The sequence below is a fragment of the Paenibacillus sp. A3 genome (genome assembly GCF_001399685.1).
Taxonomy (GTDB): domain Bacteria; phylum Bacillota; class Bacilli; order Paenibacillales; family NBRC-103111; genus Paenibacillus_G.
The window spans coordinates 1-14,777 of sequence record NZ_JTHN01000184.1 but is presented as its reverse complement, the minus strand read 5'-3'; the positions used below and the strand labels follow the sequence as shown (position 1 = coordinate 14,777).

The following is a 14,777-nucleotide window of genomic DNA, read 5'->3' as shown; positions in this document are numbered from 1 at the left end:
CTTCTCCGTATACGCCGGTGGGGTATATCCCTCCAGCCGCTGCCCTCCCCCGGAAAGTGAAGTAGCACTTGGAAGCTTATTCCGATTACTTTCCGGGGACCCCCTATCTACCCGTGAATTTGATTAGAATTAGCGGTATTTTCACGGGTTTCAAAGGCGGACGTAAACTCTTACGGGATATCCCCCACCTCTAATTGTTTTGAAATTTTCTACTTCTTGGGTTTCTCAACAGCCTTAAGCCCTCTCCTAATAGAGGGCTTTTTTTTTGCCGTGCCAGAGAGCTGGCTTCATTCCACACCGAATGTTGCAATATTCAGTATCATATGTTACTGTTAACATATGATATCGATCAAGGAGCAACTGCCATGTCCATTACGCACGCCATTCTGGGAATTTTAAGCTGGAAGTCTGTTACGGGCTACGATTTGAAAAAAATCATCCAAGAATCCCCCTTCATGTACTGGTCGGCCAACAACAATCAAATCTACAAATCGCTGGTGCAGCTGCTGGACGAAGGCTTCGTGACCTGTGAAGTTCAGCATCAGGAAAGCTCGCCCTCGAAGAAGATTTATACGATCACGGAAGAAGGGTTGGCCGAGCTGAAGGATTGGGTGCTTTCCACGCCCGAACCCCCCGATTTGAAGAACTCGTTTCTGATTCAGCTTGCTTGGGCGGACCAGCTCAGCACAGACGAATTGAACGCCCTGCTCACAAAATATGAAGAGGAAGTCCGGACGCAGATTTTATTGCAGCAAGAAAAAAAGCTCAGAGGCCCGTTTTCTCCCGGCAGAACTGCCCGGGAAATCTACTTATGGGATATGATCTACAACAATTTAATCGATTTCTACAAGCGCGAATGGGAATGGATTCAAAAGCTGCGCAGTGAACTGCGTATTCCCATGGAGAAGGAGGAAAATCAAATGAAGGTTCAAGTCGTTGAAAGAGGTACGAAAAAATACGTGGAATGCGCTTCTGCCGAAACGCCGCTGCGCACAGGACAAGATGCATTGGATCTTATCGCGGCATGCTTTGAAAATGACACCAATCTATTAGTGTTTCACGCGGAGGCGCTTTCCGACGATTTCTTCAACCTTAGAACGGGTCTGGCAGGAGAGATGCTGCAAAAATTCATGAACTATCGTGTGAAAGCGGCCCTTATTCTAACGAACGAACAGGTTGTGAAGGGGAGATTTAAAGAGCTGCTGGCCGAAGCCAACAAAGGAAATGATTTCAGGGTATTCGGCAGCACTGGGGAAGCGGAAGAGTGGCTTCTGAATGAGTAACGAAAGGACAGCGCACTCCGGTCATTCGCAGGAGACTTTTGCTTAAGAAGCCAAAAGTCTCCTGCGCTTGTTGAGAAAGTGGTGAATTGAGGTAATAGAGGTGTACGTGGGGGTGGGGTATCTACTTCCGATCACTGTTGTCAGCGGGAAATTTTGATTGAAGCCGCTTAATAGCGGGTATTTCCCGCAGACAAAGGCGAACGCTATCGCTTCTCCAGTAGATACCCCACCTCCGTATACATCTCTTTTTCCGTATAACCCCACTTTCTCAACAGCCTGAGGAGACTTTTGCTTAAGAAGCCAAAAGTCTCCTTTCTTTTGCATAAAGGTTACCCGTTCAACTGATAAAGCGAAGCCATACAGTCGACGAACATTTTGTTGTACTCCTCGCGGGACAAGTCCTTACTGCAGTAAATATCCCGGCCCAAGTATTGGTACCAGGTAATTTCCGTCCCGTCCTTTTTGTAAATAAAATTAGGGATACGTTCATCGGAGATGTCGCCATCATTCGCATGGCGGATCAAAAACGTCTCGTTCTCAAACGAGGGCACCTTCTCGTAGTCCAGTTCCATGCCTTGCTGCTCGGCGACAAGGTTCAGCAGAACGATCAGCATTTTGAAAGGATCGCGGAACATTTCGAATTGAGCCGGTTCATTCGTCGTCATAACAGGTCGCTCCTTCATCAAGTGGGAATGTTCAGATCGCAATGAGACTTGCACAAAAGGATTGAAAATCGCGGGTGAATCCGTTATTTTAAAATTAATAAAGCGCTTAACCACTTGGTTGAGTTTAATTATATCCAGCCAGCGTCAGAAATGCAACGAGAAAATGGTAAACGCTTTCACAAAAAAGAAGTTCCAACACAATGACAAAATGGGGGTCATCCGGGTGAGAATGAGCATCGGTAAAAAGTTGGCCGGCGGTTTTTTGGCTTTGGCGGTCATTTCCGGCATTTCCAGCGCTTTGTTTTACAGCTCGCTGAAGCAAATGAACCGTTCGTATGCCGATTTGATCGAAAGGCAGGGAGAGCTGAAGGCGATCGCGGGCCAGATCAAGTTTCATACGGCCGTACAGAACGGTAGCCTGAATACGTATCTTTTGACGCAAGATTCCGCTTACATCGCGGAGCTGAATCAAGCGAACGAGCTGATCGAAAAGCTGTTGACGCAGTCCAAGGCGCTGCTTGCGGATTCCGGCGAGGAAGAGAAGCTTGGTTATATGATGGAGCTGAACCGGCAATACCGCACGAAAGCGGAACAGATCTTCGGGCTGGCGGGCAAAGATGCCGAAAGTGCGCGCCAGGAAGCGAGGACCGGAATCGTTCCGTTGGGGGCGGTCATTACGAAATTTGCGCAGGATTTGTCCGACCGGCAGGACCGGACGATGGCCGCAGAGATGGAAGCGAACCGCAGTCTCGTCGACAACATAACGATGTTCACCTTATGGGTAAGTTTGGGAAGTTTTGCCCTGGCTGTCATTATCGGCTTTGCTTTTTCGCGATACTTGTCAAGACCGCTCGTAGCCCTCAGCAAGGCGGCTGATTGGATTGCCGAGGGAAATCTCGGCGTCAAGGATGTGCGTGTCCGGCGGCAGGATGAGATCGGGGATTTGGCCAATTCCTTTCACCGAATGGCCGACAGCCTGCGGAGGCTGGTCGGGCAAATCGACGACAGCTCGGGCCAGGTCGTGGGAATTTCCAGAGAGCTGCGGTCGAGCTCGGAACAAACAGGGATTGCCGCCGAACATATTACGGAAATTATGCAGCAGCTTGCGGACGGCTCGGAGAAGCAAGTGCAATCCGTGGAGCGAAGCAGGCAGTCGATCGGCGACATGCTGGAAGGGATTCGGCGCATTGCCGATAACGGCAGACAGGCCGGTTCGTTATCCGAGCTTGCGTTGGACAAGGCATCGGCCGGCGACAAGGAAATCGGGATCGTTATCCGCCAGATGGATTCGATCCAGGCGACGATGAGCAATTTGGACCAGGTCATTGAGAAAATGAACCGGCGTTCCGCCGAAATCGGACAGTTGAACAAAGTGATATCCGATATCGCCACCCAGACCAATTTACTGGCATTGAATGCGGCCGTTGAAGCGGCGAGAGCAGGCGCGCATGGGCGGGGCTTTGCGGTCGTCGCTGCGGAAGTCCGCAAGCTGGCCGAACAGACCGAGCAGTCCGCCAAACAAGTCGCAGCGCTGGTGCATAATATTCAAGAGGAGACGAAGCACGTGGTCGGCTCGGTTGCTGCGGCGTCGCAGGAGGTGGCGGACGGAATCCGGGTGGCCGGCGCTGCAGGACGCATATTCGAGGGGATCAAGCAGCTGGTCGACGAGGCGACCCAGCAGGTTCAAGCCGTATCCGTCGATGCCAGCCGGTTATCCGCCGGGGCGGCCGAGATCGTCCGGTCGATGGAATCGATCGCTTCCTTATCCGAGACGATGGCGGCAGGGACCCAGCATGTGTCGGCGGCGACAGAGCAGCAATTGGCTTCGGTGCAGGAGCTGTCGGCGAATACCTCGCTGTTGACGACCATGGCCGAAGAGCTGCAGGGGACGGTTCAAAGATTCAAATTATAGGGACTTTCGTCACACATTTTAAATTGATTATTGCCAACGAAGGAAAGCTTGAGTTATAATGATCACACACAAGGTAAAGCGCTTACTCTAAGTTCGAAATGAACAGTCTTTTGCTTTAAGTAGGATGCTCGAAGCTTTTTGTCGGAATGTAAGCGGTTTTATTAACGAAACGGTCATTATTACGCAACGTAAAATCCCAAATTCGCCGAATAAAGGATGTTACTTGAAATGAATCGCTGAAAAATGAAAACGTTTTTTTTTGCGAAGTGACGTTCTTTATTCATGAATAATGGGTAAGCGCATACTCATAAAAGGGAGGCCCTGTATGAAAACGATTCGTTTAACGATGGCGCAGGCATTGCTGAAATTTTTGGATAACCAATACATCCAGATTGACGGGAAAGAACGCAAATTCGTCAAAGGCGTCATGGGGATTTTCGGGCACGGGAACGTTACGGGGCTCGGCGAGGCGCTGGAGCAGGATAAAGGCGCGCTCCAGTTCATCCAAGGCAAAAACGAGCAGGGCATGGCGCATGCGGCCATGGCTTACGCGAAGCAGAAAAACCGGCTTGAAATATTCGCGTGCACCTCTTCCATCGGTCCGGGCGCGTTGAATATGGTGACGGCGGCGGGGACCGCGACGGTGAACCGCATTCCGGTGCTGTTCCTGCCCGGGGATATTTTCGCTTGCAGACAGCCGGACCCTGTATTGCAGCAAATCGAAGATCCGACCGATTACACGATTTCGGCCAACGACGCGTTTAAGCCGGTCAGCAAATATTGGGACCGCATTTCCCGGCCCGAGCAGCTGATCACGGCGGCGCTGAACGCGATGCGCGTGCTGACCGATCCCGTCGATACGGGCGCGGTGACGCTGTCGCTTCCGCAGGACGTACAGTGCGAAGCGTACGATTACCCGGCCGAATTTTTCGCGAAGCGGGTCCATTACATCGAGCGGCGCCCCTTGTCGCCAGGCGCTTTGGACCGGGCGGTTCAAGCAATTCGCGGCAAGAAAAGACCGCTGATCATCGCCGGAGGCGGCGTTCACTACTCGCTCGCGGTGAAGGAACTGATCGCCTTCGCGGAGACGTTCCAAATTCCGGTCACGGAGACGCAAGCCGGCAAAAGCGCGATGCCTTGGAATCACCCGCTGAATATGGGCGCCATCGGCGTAACCGGATCGCTTGCCGCGAACCGGCTGGCGAAGGAAGCCGATCTGATCATTTCCGTGGGAACGCGTCTGGCTGACTTTCCGACCGCATCCAAGAGCGCGTTCCAGCATCCGGACGTATCGTTCCTGAACATAAACGTCAGCTCCTTCGACGCGATGAAGCTGAACGCGCTCATGGTCATCGCCGATGCGAAGGAAGCGCTTACCGCTATGCAGGATGCTTTGGGGCAGGCCGGTTACGAAAGCGCCTACCTGGCTGACGAGCTGAAGGCGGAGAAGCAGGCTTGGGACCAAGAGGTCGACCGCTTGTACGCCATGGAGCACCCGGACGGTCTGTCGCAGACGAGAGTCATCGGCGAGATCAATGCGTCGCTCGATCCAAGCGACGTGATCGTATGCGCGGCGGGCAGCTTGCCCGGCGACCTTCACCGGCTGTGGAGATGCGACCATCCGAATACGTACCATATGGAATACGGCTTTTCCTGCATGGGCTACGAGGTGTCGGGGGCGCTTGGCGCGAAGCTGGCCGATCCCGGGCGCGAGGTGTATGCGTTCGTCGGCGACGGCAGCTTCCTGATGCTTCATTCCGAGCTGTTGACCAGCATCCAGGAAGGGCGGAAAATCAACGTGCTGCTTCTGGATAACCACGGCTATCAGTGCATTCATAATCTCCAGCGCGGACACGGCAGCCAAGGCTTCGGCAACGAATTCCGCTATCGCTCCGCCGATACGGACAGGCTGACAGGCGACTACGTGCCGGTCGACTTTTCGCTCTATGCGCGGGCTCTCGGCGTCAAGACTTACTCGGTGCGCACGATTGACGAGCTGAAGGAAGCTTTAAAGAGCGCCAAGGAGCAAACCGTCTCCACCTTGATCGAAATCAAGGTGCTCCCGGGCACGAACACGGACGGCTACGAGTCGTGGTGGCGCGTCGGCGTGGCGGAAGTATCGGAGAGCGGGAAGGTGCATCAAGCCTATGATACGATGCGGCAAAAGCTCGAAGTCGTGAAGGAAATTTAATTTTCATTAAAGAAGGGGCCTGCATATGAACATCGATCGCTTGAAGCTGGGAATTTCCCCGATTAACTGGGTGAATGAAGATGTGCTGGAGTTAGGGGATCACTATACGTTCGAAGATCTGTTGACCGATTTCTCGGCTCTCGGCTTCGCCGCGACGGAGAATTGCCGCAAATTCCCGAAAGATCCGGACGTGCTGCGGGAAGCTTTGGCGGAGAAAGGAATCCTGCTCACTTCGCAGTGGAAGGGCGTGCTTTTTTCAGACCCGAGCTATCGGGAAGCGGAGCTGGAGGCTTACCGCAAGCATGTGCAATTTCTGCAAAAAATGGGCAGTAAGCATGTCGTCACGTGCGAGCTCGGCGGATCGATCATCGGCGACCCGAGACGGTCGCCTACAGACCGGGACGTGATTCCTTTTACCGATGAGGAATGGAATCATATGGTGGACGGCTTGCATCAAGCCGGAGAAATTTGCCGCGAGCATGGCATGAAGCTGGTGTACCACTACCACATCGGCACGAATGTCGAGCGCCCGGAGGAAATCGACCGTTTGATGGCCACGACCGATCCGGAGCTGGTTCATATGCTGTACGATACGGGCCATGCTTACTATGGAGGAGCCGACCCGCTTGCGCTGCTGCAGCGGTACGCCAACCGGATCGCGTATGTGCATCTGAAAGACGTGCGTCAGGACGTGCTGAACCGGGTAAAGCGGGACAATATTCCGTTCCAGTCGGCGGTGATCCAGGGCGTTTACACGGTGCCGGGGGACGGATGCATCGATTTTGCGCCGATTCTCCGGGAATTGTTCGCCCGCGGTTACGACGGCTGGATGATCATCGAAGCGGAGCAGGACCCGTCCGTGGCCAATCCGGTGGAATACGCGCGGAAGTCGAAGGAATACATTGCGGTCATCGTCAGCGACTTAACGACCAACATATCAGGATAACGGGGAAGGGGAATGGTTTCATATGGCGGATCTTATTGTGCCGAGCCGCAAGACGGCGGACGAGCAAGGGAACGTACTCGCGATTACGCCGGAATCGGCGGGCTGGACGTATGTCGGCTTCGAAGTGTACCGGCTGAGCCAGGGACAGCGCTTGAAGAAGGAAACGGGCGATCAAGAGGTGTGTCTCGTGCTGCTGTCGGGCAAGGCGAATGTGGCGACCTCCGAGCTTAAGCTGGACAACATCGGGCAGCGCATGAGCGTCTTTGAACAAATCCCTCCGTACAGCGTCTATGTCCCGAACGGCGACTTCTTCGAAGTAACGGCGACGACGGAGCTGGAGCTGGCCGTATGTGCGGCGCCGGGCTACGGAAGTCATCCGGCGAGACTGATCGCTCCCGATCAGGTCGGAGTGGAAACGAGAGGCTACGGGAATATCGAGCGGCATATCCATAACATTTTGCCGGAGCAGTCGCCTGCGGACAGCTTGCTGGTGGTCGAGGTGTTTACGCCGAACGGGCATTGGTCCAGCTACCCGCCGCATAAACATGATCAGGACAATTTGCCGAACGAATCGTACCTGGAAGAAACGTATTACCATAAAATCAACCCGGCTGAAGGCTTTGCCGTGCAAAGGGTGTACACCCTCGACGGAGAACTGGATGAAACGATGATCGTGAAAAATGGGGACGCCGTGCTGGTGCCTAAAGGCTTCCATCCCGTTTCCGCGCCGCCGGGGTACGATGTCTACTATTTGAACGTCATGGCGGGGCCGGTGCGCACCTGGCGGTTTTATAACGATCCGGCGCACGAATGGCTGATGACGAACGCCAAAAAATAATTTTTTCAATCGCATACGACGGAGGTGCGCCGAGAAATGAACCATATCACGTTTCAGCCGGACCGGGAGCTGGATTTTATCGGGCTTGGCCGGCTGTGCATTGACTTGAACGCCAACGAGATTAACCGGCCGATGGAGGAAACGCTTACTTTTACGAAATATGTGGGGGGATCGCCCGCCAACATTACGATTGCGTTAGCCAAATTGGGCGCGCGTACGGGATTCATCGGCAAAGTATCGGACGATCAATTCGGTCGTTTTATCAAGAGCTATCTGCACAAGCTGAGCATCGATACTCGCAATGTGGTGACCGATCATACCGGCGCGGTGACGGGACTTGCTTTTACCGAAATCAAGTCGCCAACCGATTGCAGCATCCTGATGTACCGCGACAACGTCGCCGATCTGAAGCTGGAAGCGGGCGAGGTGCAGGAGGATTTCATCAAGCGGGCCAAGGCAATCTTGATCTCCGGCACGGCGCTGGCGCAAAGCCCGTCCAGGGAAGCCGTATTCCAAGCGATCGAATATGCGCGCAAACACCAAGTGGTCATTATTTTCGACGTCGACTACCGCCGTTGGACGTGGAAATCGAAGGAAGAGACGGCCATTTACTGCAATCTGGTCGCGGAGCAGTGCGATGTCATTATTGCCGGCAGAGAAGAATTTGACGTCATGGAAATCGTCACCGGACCGGAAGTCAAGGACGATCTCGCCACGGCGCAGCGCTGGTTCGAGCGTCAAGCGAAAATCGTCGTCGTCAAGCATGGCGGGGACGGCTCCATTGTCTTCACGAAGGACGGGGGAAGTAGCCGGGGCGGCATTTTCCCGGCGAAGCAGGTGATCAAAACGTTCGGTGCGGGAGATTCGTTCGCGGGCGCGTTCATTTACGGCTTGCTTCAGGGCTGGCCTATCGAGAAGTGCCAGGAGTTCGGCAGCGCGTCGGCTTCCATCGTCGTTTCCAGCCACAGCTGCTCCGATGCGATGCCTACGGTCGAGCAGATCGAGAATTTGATCAAGGAGCACCGGGCGAATAGCCGTATTTAAAAGTACGGTGAATCCCAGCGGAGCGGGCGGAATCGTCTTGAAGAAGCGAAAGCGGTCGCCTTTGTCCCCGGATTCTAACCGATAAAGAAGTTATAGAACCCAAGAATCCGGGGGCAAGAGCGATCGGAAGGACGATCCGCACGCGCAGCGGTCTATATTCACCGTACTTTTAACCACACACCACAAAGAAAAGGGGAACAACTAGCATGTCTAACGAAAAGCTTCTGCAAAATTACATTGGCGGGCAATGGGTGGATGCCACTTCGGGCAAAGAAGATATCGTGACGAATCCGGCTACCGGCGAAGTGCTGGCGAGAGTGCCGCTGTCTTCACGGGAAGATCTCGATCAAGCCGTCCGGACGGCGAAGGAAGCGTTCAAGCAGTGGAGCCGCGTGCCGGTGCCGAGAAGAGCGCGCATCATGTTCAAATACCAGCAGCTGCTCGTGGAGCATTGGGATGAGCTGGCCCGTCTGGTGACGCTGGAAAACGGCAAAAACTACGCCGAAGCATACGGCGAAGTGCAGCGGGGCATCGAATGCGTCGAGTTCGCAGCAGGCGTGCCGACCTTGATGATGGGAAGCGTGCTGCCGGATATCGCGACGGGTCTGGAATCGAATATGTACCGTTATCCGATCGGCGTGGTCGGCGGCATTACCCCGTTCAACTTCCCGATGATGGTGCCTTGCTGGATGTTCCCGCTGGCGATCGCTTGCGGCAACACCTTCGTCCTGAAGCCGTCGGAGAGAACGCCGATTCTGGCGTGCCGCTTGGCGGAGTTGCTGCAGGAAGCGGGCCTGCCGGACGGCGTGTTCAATATCGTCCACGGGGCGCACGATGTCGTCAACGGCCTGCTGGAGCATCAGTACGTAGCGGCGATTTCCTTCGTTGGCTCGCAGCCGGTGGCGGAATATGTCTACAAGACGGCGGCCGCTCACGGCAAGCGGGTGCAGGCGCTGGGCGGCGCCAAAAACCACTCCATCGTGCTGCCGGATGCGGATATGGATCTGACCGTCAAAGAAATTATTAATGCGGCTTTCGGCTCGGCGGGCGAACGGTGCATGGCTTGCTCCGTTGTCGTGGCCGTAGGCGATACCGCCGACACGCTGGCCGAGCGTCTGGTGACGGCGGCCAAGCAATTAACGATCGGCAACGGCATCGAGAAAGGCAATTTCCTCGGCCCGGTCATCCGCCAATCGCATAAAGACAGAACGGTCGGTTATATCGAAAAAGGAAGCGAAGAGGGAGCAGCGCTCTTGCTGGACGGACGCGAATGCGAAGCGGCTTCGGGAGACGGCTATTTCGTCGGGCCGACGATCTTCGACCACGCGAAGCCGGGTATGACGATCTGGAACGACGAAATTTTTGCGCCCGTACTGCAGATCGTGCGCGCCGACAGCTTGACCGAGGCGATTGACATCGCCAACCAATCCGAATTCGCCAACGGCGCCTGCTTGTACACGGACAGCGCCAAAGCCGTGCGGCAGTTCCGGGAAACGATCGATGCCGGCATGCTCGGCATTAATGTAGGGGTACCTGCGCCGATGGCCTTCTTCCCGTTCTCCGGCTACAAAAAGTCGTTCTACGGGGATCTGCACGCCAACGGCAAAGACGGCGTCGAGTTCTACACGCGCAAAAAAATGGTTACCGCCCGTTATTAAGGCGGAAGCGGCTTCGCTTTTTTTCAGCAACGGCGGAGCCGCTCCGTTACAAAAAAACGTGTAAAGAAAATCACAGAAGCATATTGCAATTTCTCAAAACCCTAGATATAATCGCATTAAGGAAAGCGCTTTATTTATCTCGATTGGGGTAGCTCTTCCAAATGACAATGCCGATAAATAAAGGAAAGTCATGGAAAAAGGATCGTTATCAAGGTCATGGTAAAGCGGCTTATATGGCGGAAAACGGATTATTTTTTTTAGATTTTGATTAAGCGCTTACTTTCATTCCTCGCGGTACACACGGAGAAAGGCTTTGCTTTTTGAAAGGGGTTACGACATGGGAGAACGCGATGCTTTATTGGAACTGAGGGGAATCAGCAAAGGCTTCTCGGGCAACCAAGTGCTGAAGGAGATTCATCTGGACATACTTCCGGGCGAGGTCCATATCCTGCTGGGGGAGAACGGAGCGGGCAAATCGACGCTAATCAAGATTATGACCGGCGCGTATACGAAAGATTCCGGCGACATCCTCTGGGAGTCGAACAAGGTGGAAATCAACGGTCCGGTCGACGCGATGAACCTCGGGATCGCCACGATCTATCAGGAGCTTAACCTTATTCCCGAGCTGACGGTATACGAGAACATCTTTCTAGGCCGGGAGCTGAAGAAGAACGGCAAGTATTCGCTGCTCGACCGCAAGACGATGCGGCTCAAGGCCATGGAATATTTGAAGCAGCTCGGGCAGGATATTTCCCCGGACGCGAAGGTTTCCTCACTTGGTATCGGACAGCAGCAACTGGTTGAAATTGCGAAAGCGTTAACCATTAATGCGAAGCTGATCATTATGGACGAACCGTCCTCCAGCCTAAGCGAATCGGAAATCGAGCAGCTGCTGACGACGGTGATGGAGCTGCGCAAGCAAGGGATTGCGATCGTCTACATCTCGCACAAGCTGGAAGAAAACAAGCGGATCGGCGACCGGATCTCGATCTTGCGGGACGGCCGGAAAATCGAAACGCTGAGCATGGCGGAGACGGATACCGAGAAGATGATCCAACTGATGGTCGGTCGGAGCCTGGACGAGAAATATCCAAAAATGAACTTCCAGCTCGGCGAAGAAGGCTTGCGGGTCGAAGGGCTGCGGCTGAAGAATTCGAGCAAAGAGGTCAGCTTCACGGCATTCCAAGGGCAAATCCTCGGAATTTCCGGCCTTGTCGGCGCCGGGAGGACGGAGCTGGCCCGGGGCATCTTCGGGGTCGATCCGATCGATCAAGGCAAAGTGTACGTGTTCGGCAAAGAGGTCAAGATCAAGTGTCCGGAGGACGCGATCAAAGCGGGACTTGCTTTTATTACCGAGGACCGCAAAGGCGAAGGCTTGATTCTCGACCAGACGCTCGAATTCAATATCACCATTGCCAACCTGAAGAAGTTGAAGAAAAACAAGTTTTTGCACAAAGACAAGATGAAAGCGCTTGCTACTGATTATTTGAAGGAACTGCAGGTGCGCCCCGGAGATATTGCCGCACAGGCGCGCAAGCTCAGCGGCGGCAACCAGCAGAAGGTTGTTATCGCCAAATGGCTTTGTACGAACGCCAAAGTATTCATCTTCGACGAACCGACAAGAGGGATTGACGTCGGCGCGAAGGTGGAGGTATACCGGCTGATCAATTCATTGGTGCAGGACGGTGCGGTGGTGATCATTATATCGTCGGAACTGCCCGAGATTCTGGGCATTTGCGACCGCATTTTGGTCATGAACGAAGGGCAGATCGTCGACGACATGCTCAGGGAACAGGCGGATCAGGAAAAAATCATGAAGTCCGCGACAAGGGGGAATTAAGATGTCTGCTGTCATCGTTGAAAAAAGCGAGGCAAGGAAAGTAAAATCCAACGGCTTTATAAGCAAATTCGGCGCATTGATCGGCCTGATTATTTTATGTACGGTCTTGACCATCCTAAGCGATAATTTCTTGACCGTGGACAACGTGATGAACATCGCGCGCCAATCCTCCATCAACGCGCTGCTGGCGATCGGGATGCTGCTGCCGATTTTGACGGCGGGGATCGACTTGTCCGTCGGCTCGATTTTGGCGCTGTCCATTATGATGATGGGGATTGTCTCCGTCAATCACGGGCTTAACCCGTATCTTGGCATTGTCGTATGTCTCGGCGTCGGCGCGCTGCTCGGCTGGACGAACGGCATCATGCTGACGAAGCTGAAGCTGCCGCACCCATTCATCTCCACGCTGGGTACGATGAATATCGCCCGCGGGATTGCCTTGATTATTACCGGAGCGGCCCCGATTGCCGGCTTTGCCGCACCGATCCAATTCGCAGGCAGCGAGTTTGTCGGTCCCGTGCCGTTCAGCTTTATTCTGGTTATCGTCGTTTATATTCTTTTCGATATTTTCTTGAATCGCACCTCGACAGGGCGCTACATCTACGCGATCGGCGGGAACAAGGAAACGGCCCGTCTGTCCGGGATTAACGTAAATAAAATTCTCGTCATCGTCTACACCTTGAGCGGCTTGATGGCCGGTTTGGCCGGGCTGGTCATGGTCGGGCGCGTCAACTCGGCGTTTCCGCTGGCCGGGATGGGCTACGAACTGGATGCGATCGCTGCGGTTATCATCGGCGGCGCAAGCTTCTTCGGCGGCGTCGGCACGGTCTGGGGCACGCTGATCGGCGCCACGATTATCGCGGTGCTCCGCAACGGCTTGAATCTGCTTAACGTCTCCGCCGATTTTCAGATGGCGATTATCGGTCTCGTTATCGTGGCGGCGGTCTATGTAGACGTACTGCGCCAGCGCTCCTTCAAGAAGTAGACGGCTCGCGGCATTATTTCGAAATCACCGAAACTCATACAAGGAGAGAACACAATGGGAAAACCGATTCGCTGCGCGGTACTGGGGCTTGGAAGACTGGGCTACTGGCACGCGGAAAATGTAGCCTCGAAGGTGAAGGGAGCCAAGCTGGTATGCGTGGCCGATCCGCAAACCAGTCATGCGGCCAAGGTGGCGGGAGAGCTCGGCGTAGACCGGTACACGGGGAACTTGAACGAGGTGTTCGAGGACGACTCGATCGATGCGGTCGTTATCGCGTCTCCGACGAGCACGCATGCCGACATGATCACGCAGGCTGCGCGCAACGGCAAGCACATTTTTGTGGAGAAGCCTTTGACGGTCGATCTGCAGGAAGCCTCGGACGTCCTCCGCGTCATCGAAGAAACGAAGGTCGTGTGCCAGGTCGGTTTCATGAGAAGGTTTGACCCCGCCTATGCCGATGCGAAGAAAAGAATCGCGCGCGGCGATATCGGCAAGCCGATCTATTACAAGGGCGTCTCCCGCGACCCCGGCTCGCCTCCGGCCGAGTTCATCAAAAACAGCGGCGGCATCTTTCTCGACTTGGGCATCCACGACTACGATTTGGCGAGATTTTTGCTGGAAGCCGAAGTGACTTCCGTCGCGGCACACGGCAGCGTGCTGGTTCACGGCTTTATGGAGGAATTCGGCGACGTGGATCAAGGGATCGCTTACGCCACGTTCGACTCCGGAGCGGCCGCCGATATCGAATGCAGCCGGAACGCTTACTACGGCTACGATATTCGCGGAGAAGTGATCGGCACCGAGGGAACGCTGTTGATCGGTTCTCTCCGACATCGCGACATTTCCGTACTTACGTTTAAAGGCAGCTCCCAAGACATTGTGCCGGATTTTCCGACCCGGTTCGAAAGCGCTTATGTGCTTGAAATGCAGCATTTTGTCGATTGCTTGCTGAACGGCCAGAAACCGTCAGTCACGGCAGAGGACGGGAAAAAGGCGCTGGAGATCGCCGTAGCGGCCAAGAAAGCCTTTGAAACCGGCAGCCGGGTACAGTTGTAACGCCAAAAGCTTGATATAAGAAAAAAATGGGAGGTCTTTTCATGAAAAAAAGCGCATTGGTGTCTGTGGTATTGGCTCTGTCTCTTGCGGTGGTGGCGGGATGCGCCAGTCAAGGCGGAGGCAGCTCGGCTCCGGCGGCGTCGGACAAAGGGGATAAAGGCGGAAGCTCCGGCCAAAAGCCGAAGGTGCAGGTCGTGCTGAAAACGCTCAGCAGTCCTTACTGGAAATACGTCGAAGCGGGCGCGAAAAAAGCGTTCCAGGATTTGAACGTGGACGGGACCGTCACCGGGCCGGCTTCGGAATCGCAAATTTTGGAGCAGGTCAACATGTTGGAGGACGCGCTGAACAAGAAGCCGGCC

At 54.5% G+C, this 14,777-nt stretch carries 11 protein-coding genes and 1 pseudogene; 11 read left to right on the top strand and 1 reads right to left on the bottom strand.

Annotated elements, in window-relative coordinates; all coding sequences use genetic code 11:
- Positions 1–365: 365 nt before the first annotated feature.
- Entirely contained in the window at positions 366–1,283 is a 918-nt protein-coding gene (locus tag QJ48_RS26015) for a DUF4180 domain-containing protein (protein WP_054976317.1), read from the top strand.
- Positions 1,284–1,612: 329 nt separating this feature from the next.
- Here the strand turns inward: QJ48_RS26015 and QJ48_RS26010 are convergent, their stop codons facing one another.
- Entirely contained in the window at positions 1,613–1,948 is a 336-nt protein-coding gene (locus QJ48_RS26010; protein ID WP_036678101.1) for a hypothetical protein, read from the bottom strand.
- Positions 1,949–2,177: 229 nt separating this feature from the next.
- Between QJ48_RS26010 and QJ48_RS26005 the strand changes: the two genes are divergently transcribed.
- The 10 genes and pseudogenes from QJ48_RS26005 to QJ48_RS25960 form a co-directional block, all read left to right on the top strand.
- Positions 2,178–3,860 carry a methyl-accepting chemotaxis protein gene (locus QJ48_RS26005; protein ID WP_054976316.1) on the top strand — a complete coding sequence of 561 codons (1,683 nt, stop codon included), beginning with the start codon at positions 2,178–2,180 and terminating at the stop codon, positions 3,858–3,860.
- A gap of 325 nt (positions 3,861–4,185) precedes the next feature.
- Positions 4,186–6,051: a 3D-(3,5/4)-trihydroxycyclohexane-1,2-dione acylhydrolase (decyclizing) gene (gene iolD / locus QJ48_RS26000; protein ID WP_054976315.1), complete on the top strand. Its 1,866-nt coding sequence runs from the start codon at positions 4,186–4,188 to the stop codon at positions 6,049–6,051.
- Between the two features lie 25 nt (positions 6,052–6,076).
- On the top strand, positions 6,077–6,997 hold the full coding sequence (gene iolE, locus QJ48_RS25995; RefSeq protein ID WP_054976314.1) for a myo-inosose-2 dehydratase: 921 nt from the start codon (positions 6,077–6,079) through the stop codon (positions 6,995–6,997).
- 22 nt (positions 6,998–7,019) lie between these two features.
- Positions 7,020–7,835 carry a 5-deoxy-glucuronate isomerase gene (gene iolB / locus QJ48_RS25990; RefSeq protein WP_054976313.1) on the top strand — a complete coding sequence of 272 codons (816 nt, stop codon included), beginning with the start codon at positions 7,020–7,022 and terminating at the stop codon, positions 7,833–7,835.
- Between the two features lie 36 nt (positions 7,836–7,871).
- Positions 7,872–8,879, top strand: a complete 1,008-nt coding sequence (iolC, locus tag QJ48_RS25985) for a 5-dehydro-2-deoxygluconokinase (RefSeq protein ID WP_054976312.1) — start codon at positions 7,872–7,874, stop codon at positions 8,877–8,879.
- A gap of 206 nt (positions 8,880–9,085) precedes the next feature.
- The gene (locus QJ48_RS25980; RefSeq protein ID WP_054976311.1) at positions 9,086–10,537 is read left to right on the top strand and encodes a CoA-acylating methylmalonate-semialdehyde dehydrogenase; all 1,452 of its coding nucleotides are present in this window, start codon (positions 9,086–9,088) and stop codon (positions 10,535–10,537) included.
- Between the two features lie 337 nt (positions 10,538–10,874).
- Entirely contained in the window at positions 10,875–12,377 is a 1,503-nt protein-coding gene (locus QJ48_RS25975; RefSeq protein ID WP_054976310.1) for a sugar ABC transporter ATP-binding protein, read from the top strand.
- A gap of 1 nt (position 12,378) precedes the next feature.
- On the top strand, positions 12,379–13,362 hold the full coding sequence (locus QJ48_RS25970) for an ABC transporter permease (RefSeq protein ID WP_054976309.1): 984 nt from the start codon (positions 12,379–12,381) through the stop codon (positions 13,360–13,362).
- Positions 13,363–13,416: 54 nt separating this feature from the next.
- Positions 13,417–14,418 (top strand): inositol 2-dehydrogenase, encoded by a 1,002-nt coding sequence (iolG, locus tag QJ48_RS25965; RefSeq protein ID WP_054976308.1) that lies wholly within the window; start codon positions 13,417–13,419, stop codon positions 14,416–14,418.
- 41 nt (positions 14,419–14,459) lie between these two features.
- Positions 14,460–14,777, top strand: a pseudogene (locus QJ48_RS25960) (substrate-binding domain-containing protein); the annotation flags it as partial.

Bases quoted from the DNA above. Each gene is read 5' to 3' on its own strand.
- QJ48_RS26015 (WP_054976317.1), top strand. From the start codon at position 366: ATGTCCATTACGCACGCCATTCTGGGAATTTTAAGCTGGAAGTCTGTT.
- QJ48_RS26010 (WP_036678101.1), bottom strand. From the start codon at position 1,948: ATGACGACGAATGAACCGGCTCAATTCGAAATGTTCCGCGATCCTTTC.
- QJ48_RS26005 (WP_054976316.1), top strand. From the start codon at position 2,178: ATGAGCATCGGTAAAAAGTTGGCCGGCGGTTTTTTGGCTTTGGCGGTC.
- iolD (WP_054976315.1), top strand. From the start codon at position 4,186: ATGAAAACGATTCGTTTAACGATGGCGCAGGCATTGCTGAAATTTTTG.
- iolE (WP_054976314.1), top strand. From the start codon at position 6,077: ATGAACATCGATCGCTTGAAGCTGGGAATTTCCCCGATTAACTGGGTG.
- iolB (WP_054976313.1), top strand. From the start codon at position 7,020: ATGGCGGATCTTATTGTGCCGAGCCGCAAGACGGCGGACGAGCAAGGG.
- iolC (WP_054976312.1), top strand. From the start codon at position 7,872: ATGAACCATATCACGTTTCAGCCGGACCGGGAGCTGGATTTTATCGGG.
- QJ48_RS25980 (WP_054976311.1), top strand. From the start codon at position 9,086: ATGTCTAACGAAAAGCTTCTGCAAAATTACATTGGCGGGCAATGGGTG.
- QJ48_RS25975 (WP_054976310.1), top strand. From the start codon at position 10,875: ATGGGAGAACGCGATGCTTTATTGGAACTGAGGGGAATCAGCAAAGGC.
- QJ48_RS25970 (WP_054976309.1), top strand. From the start codon at position 12,379: ATGTCTGCTGTCATCGTTGAAAAAAGCGAGGCAAGGAAAGTAAAATCC.
- iolG (WP_054976308.1), top strand. From the start codon at position 13,417: ATGGGAAAACCGATTCGCTGCGCGGTACTGGGGCTTGGAAGACTGGGC.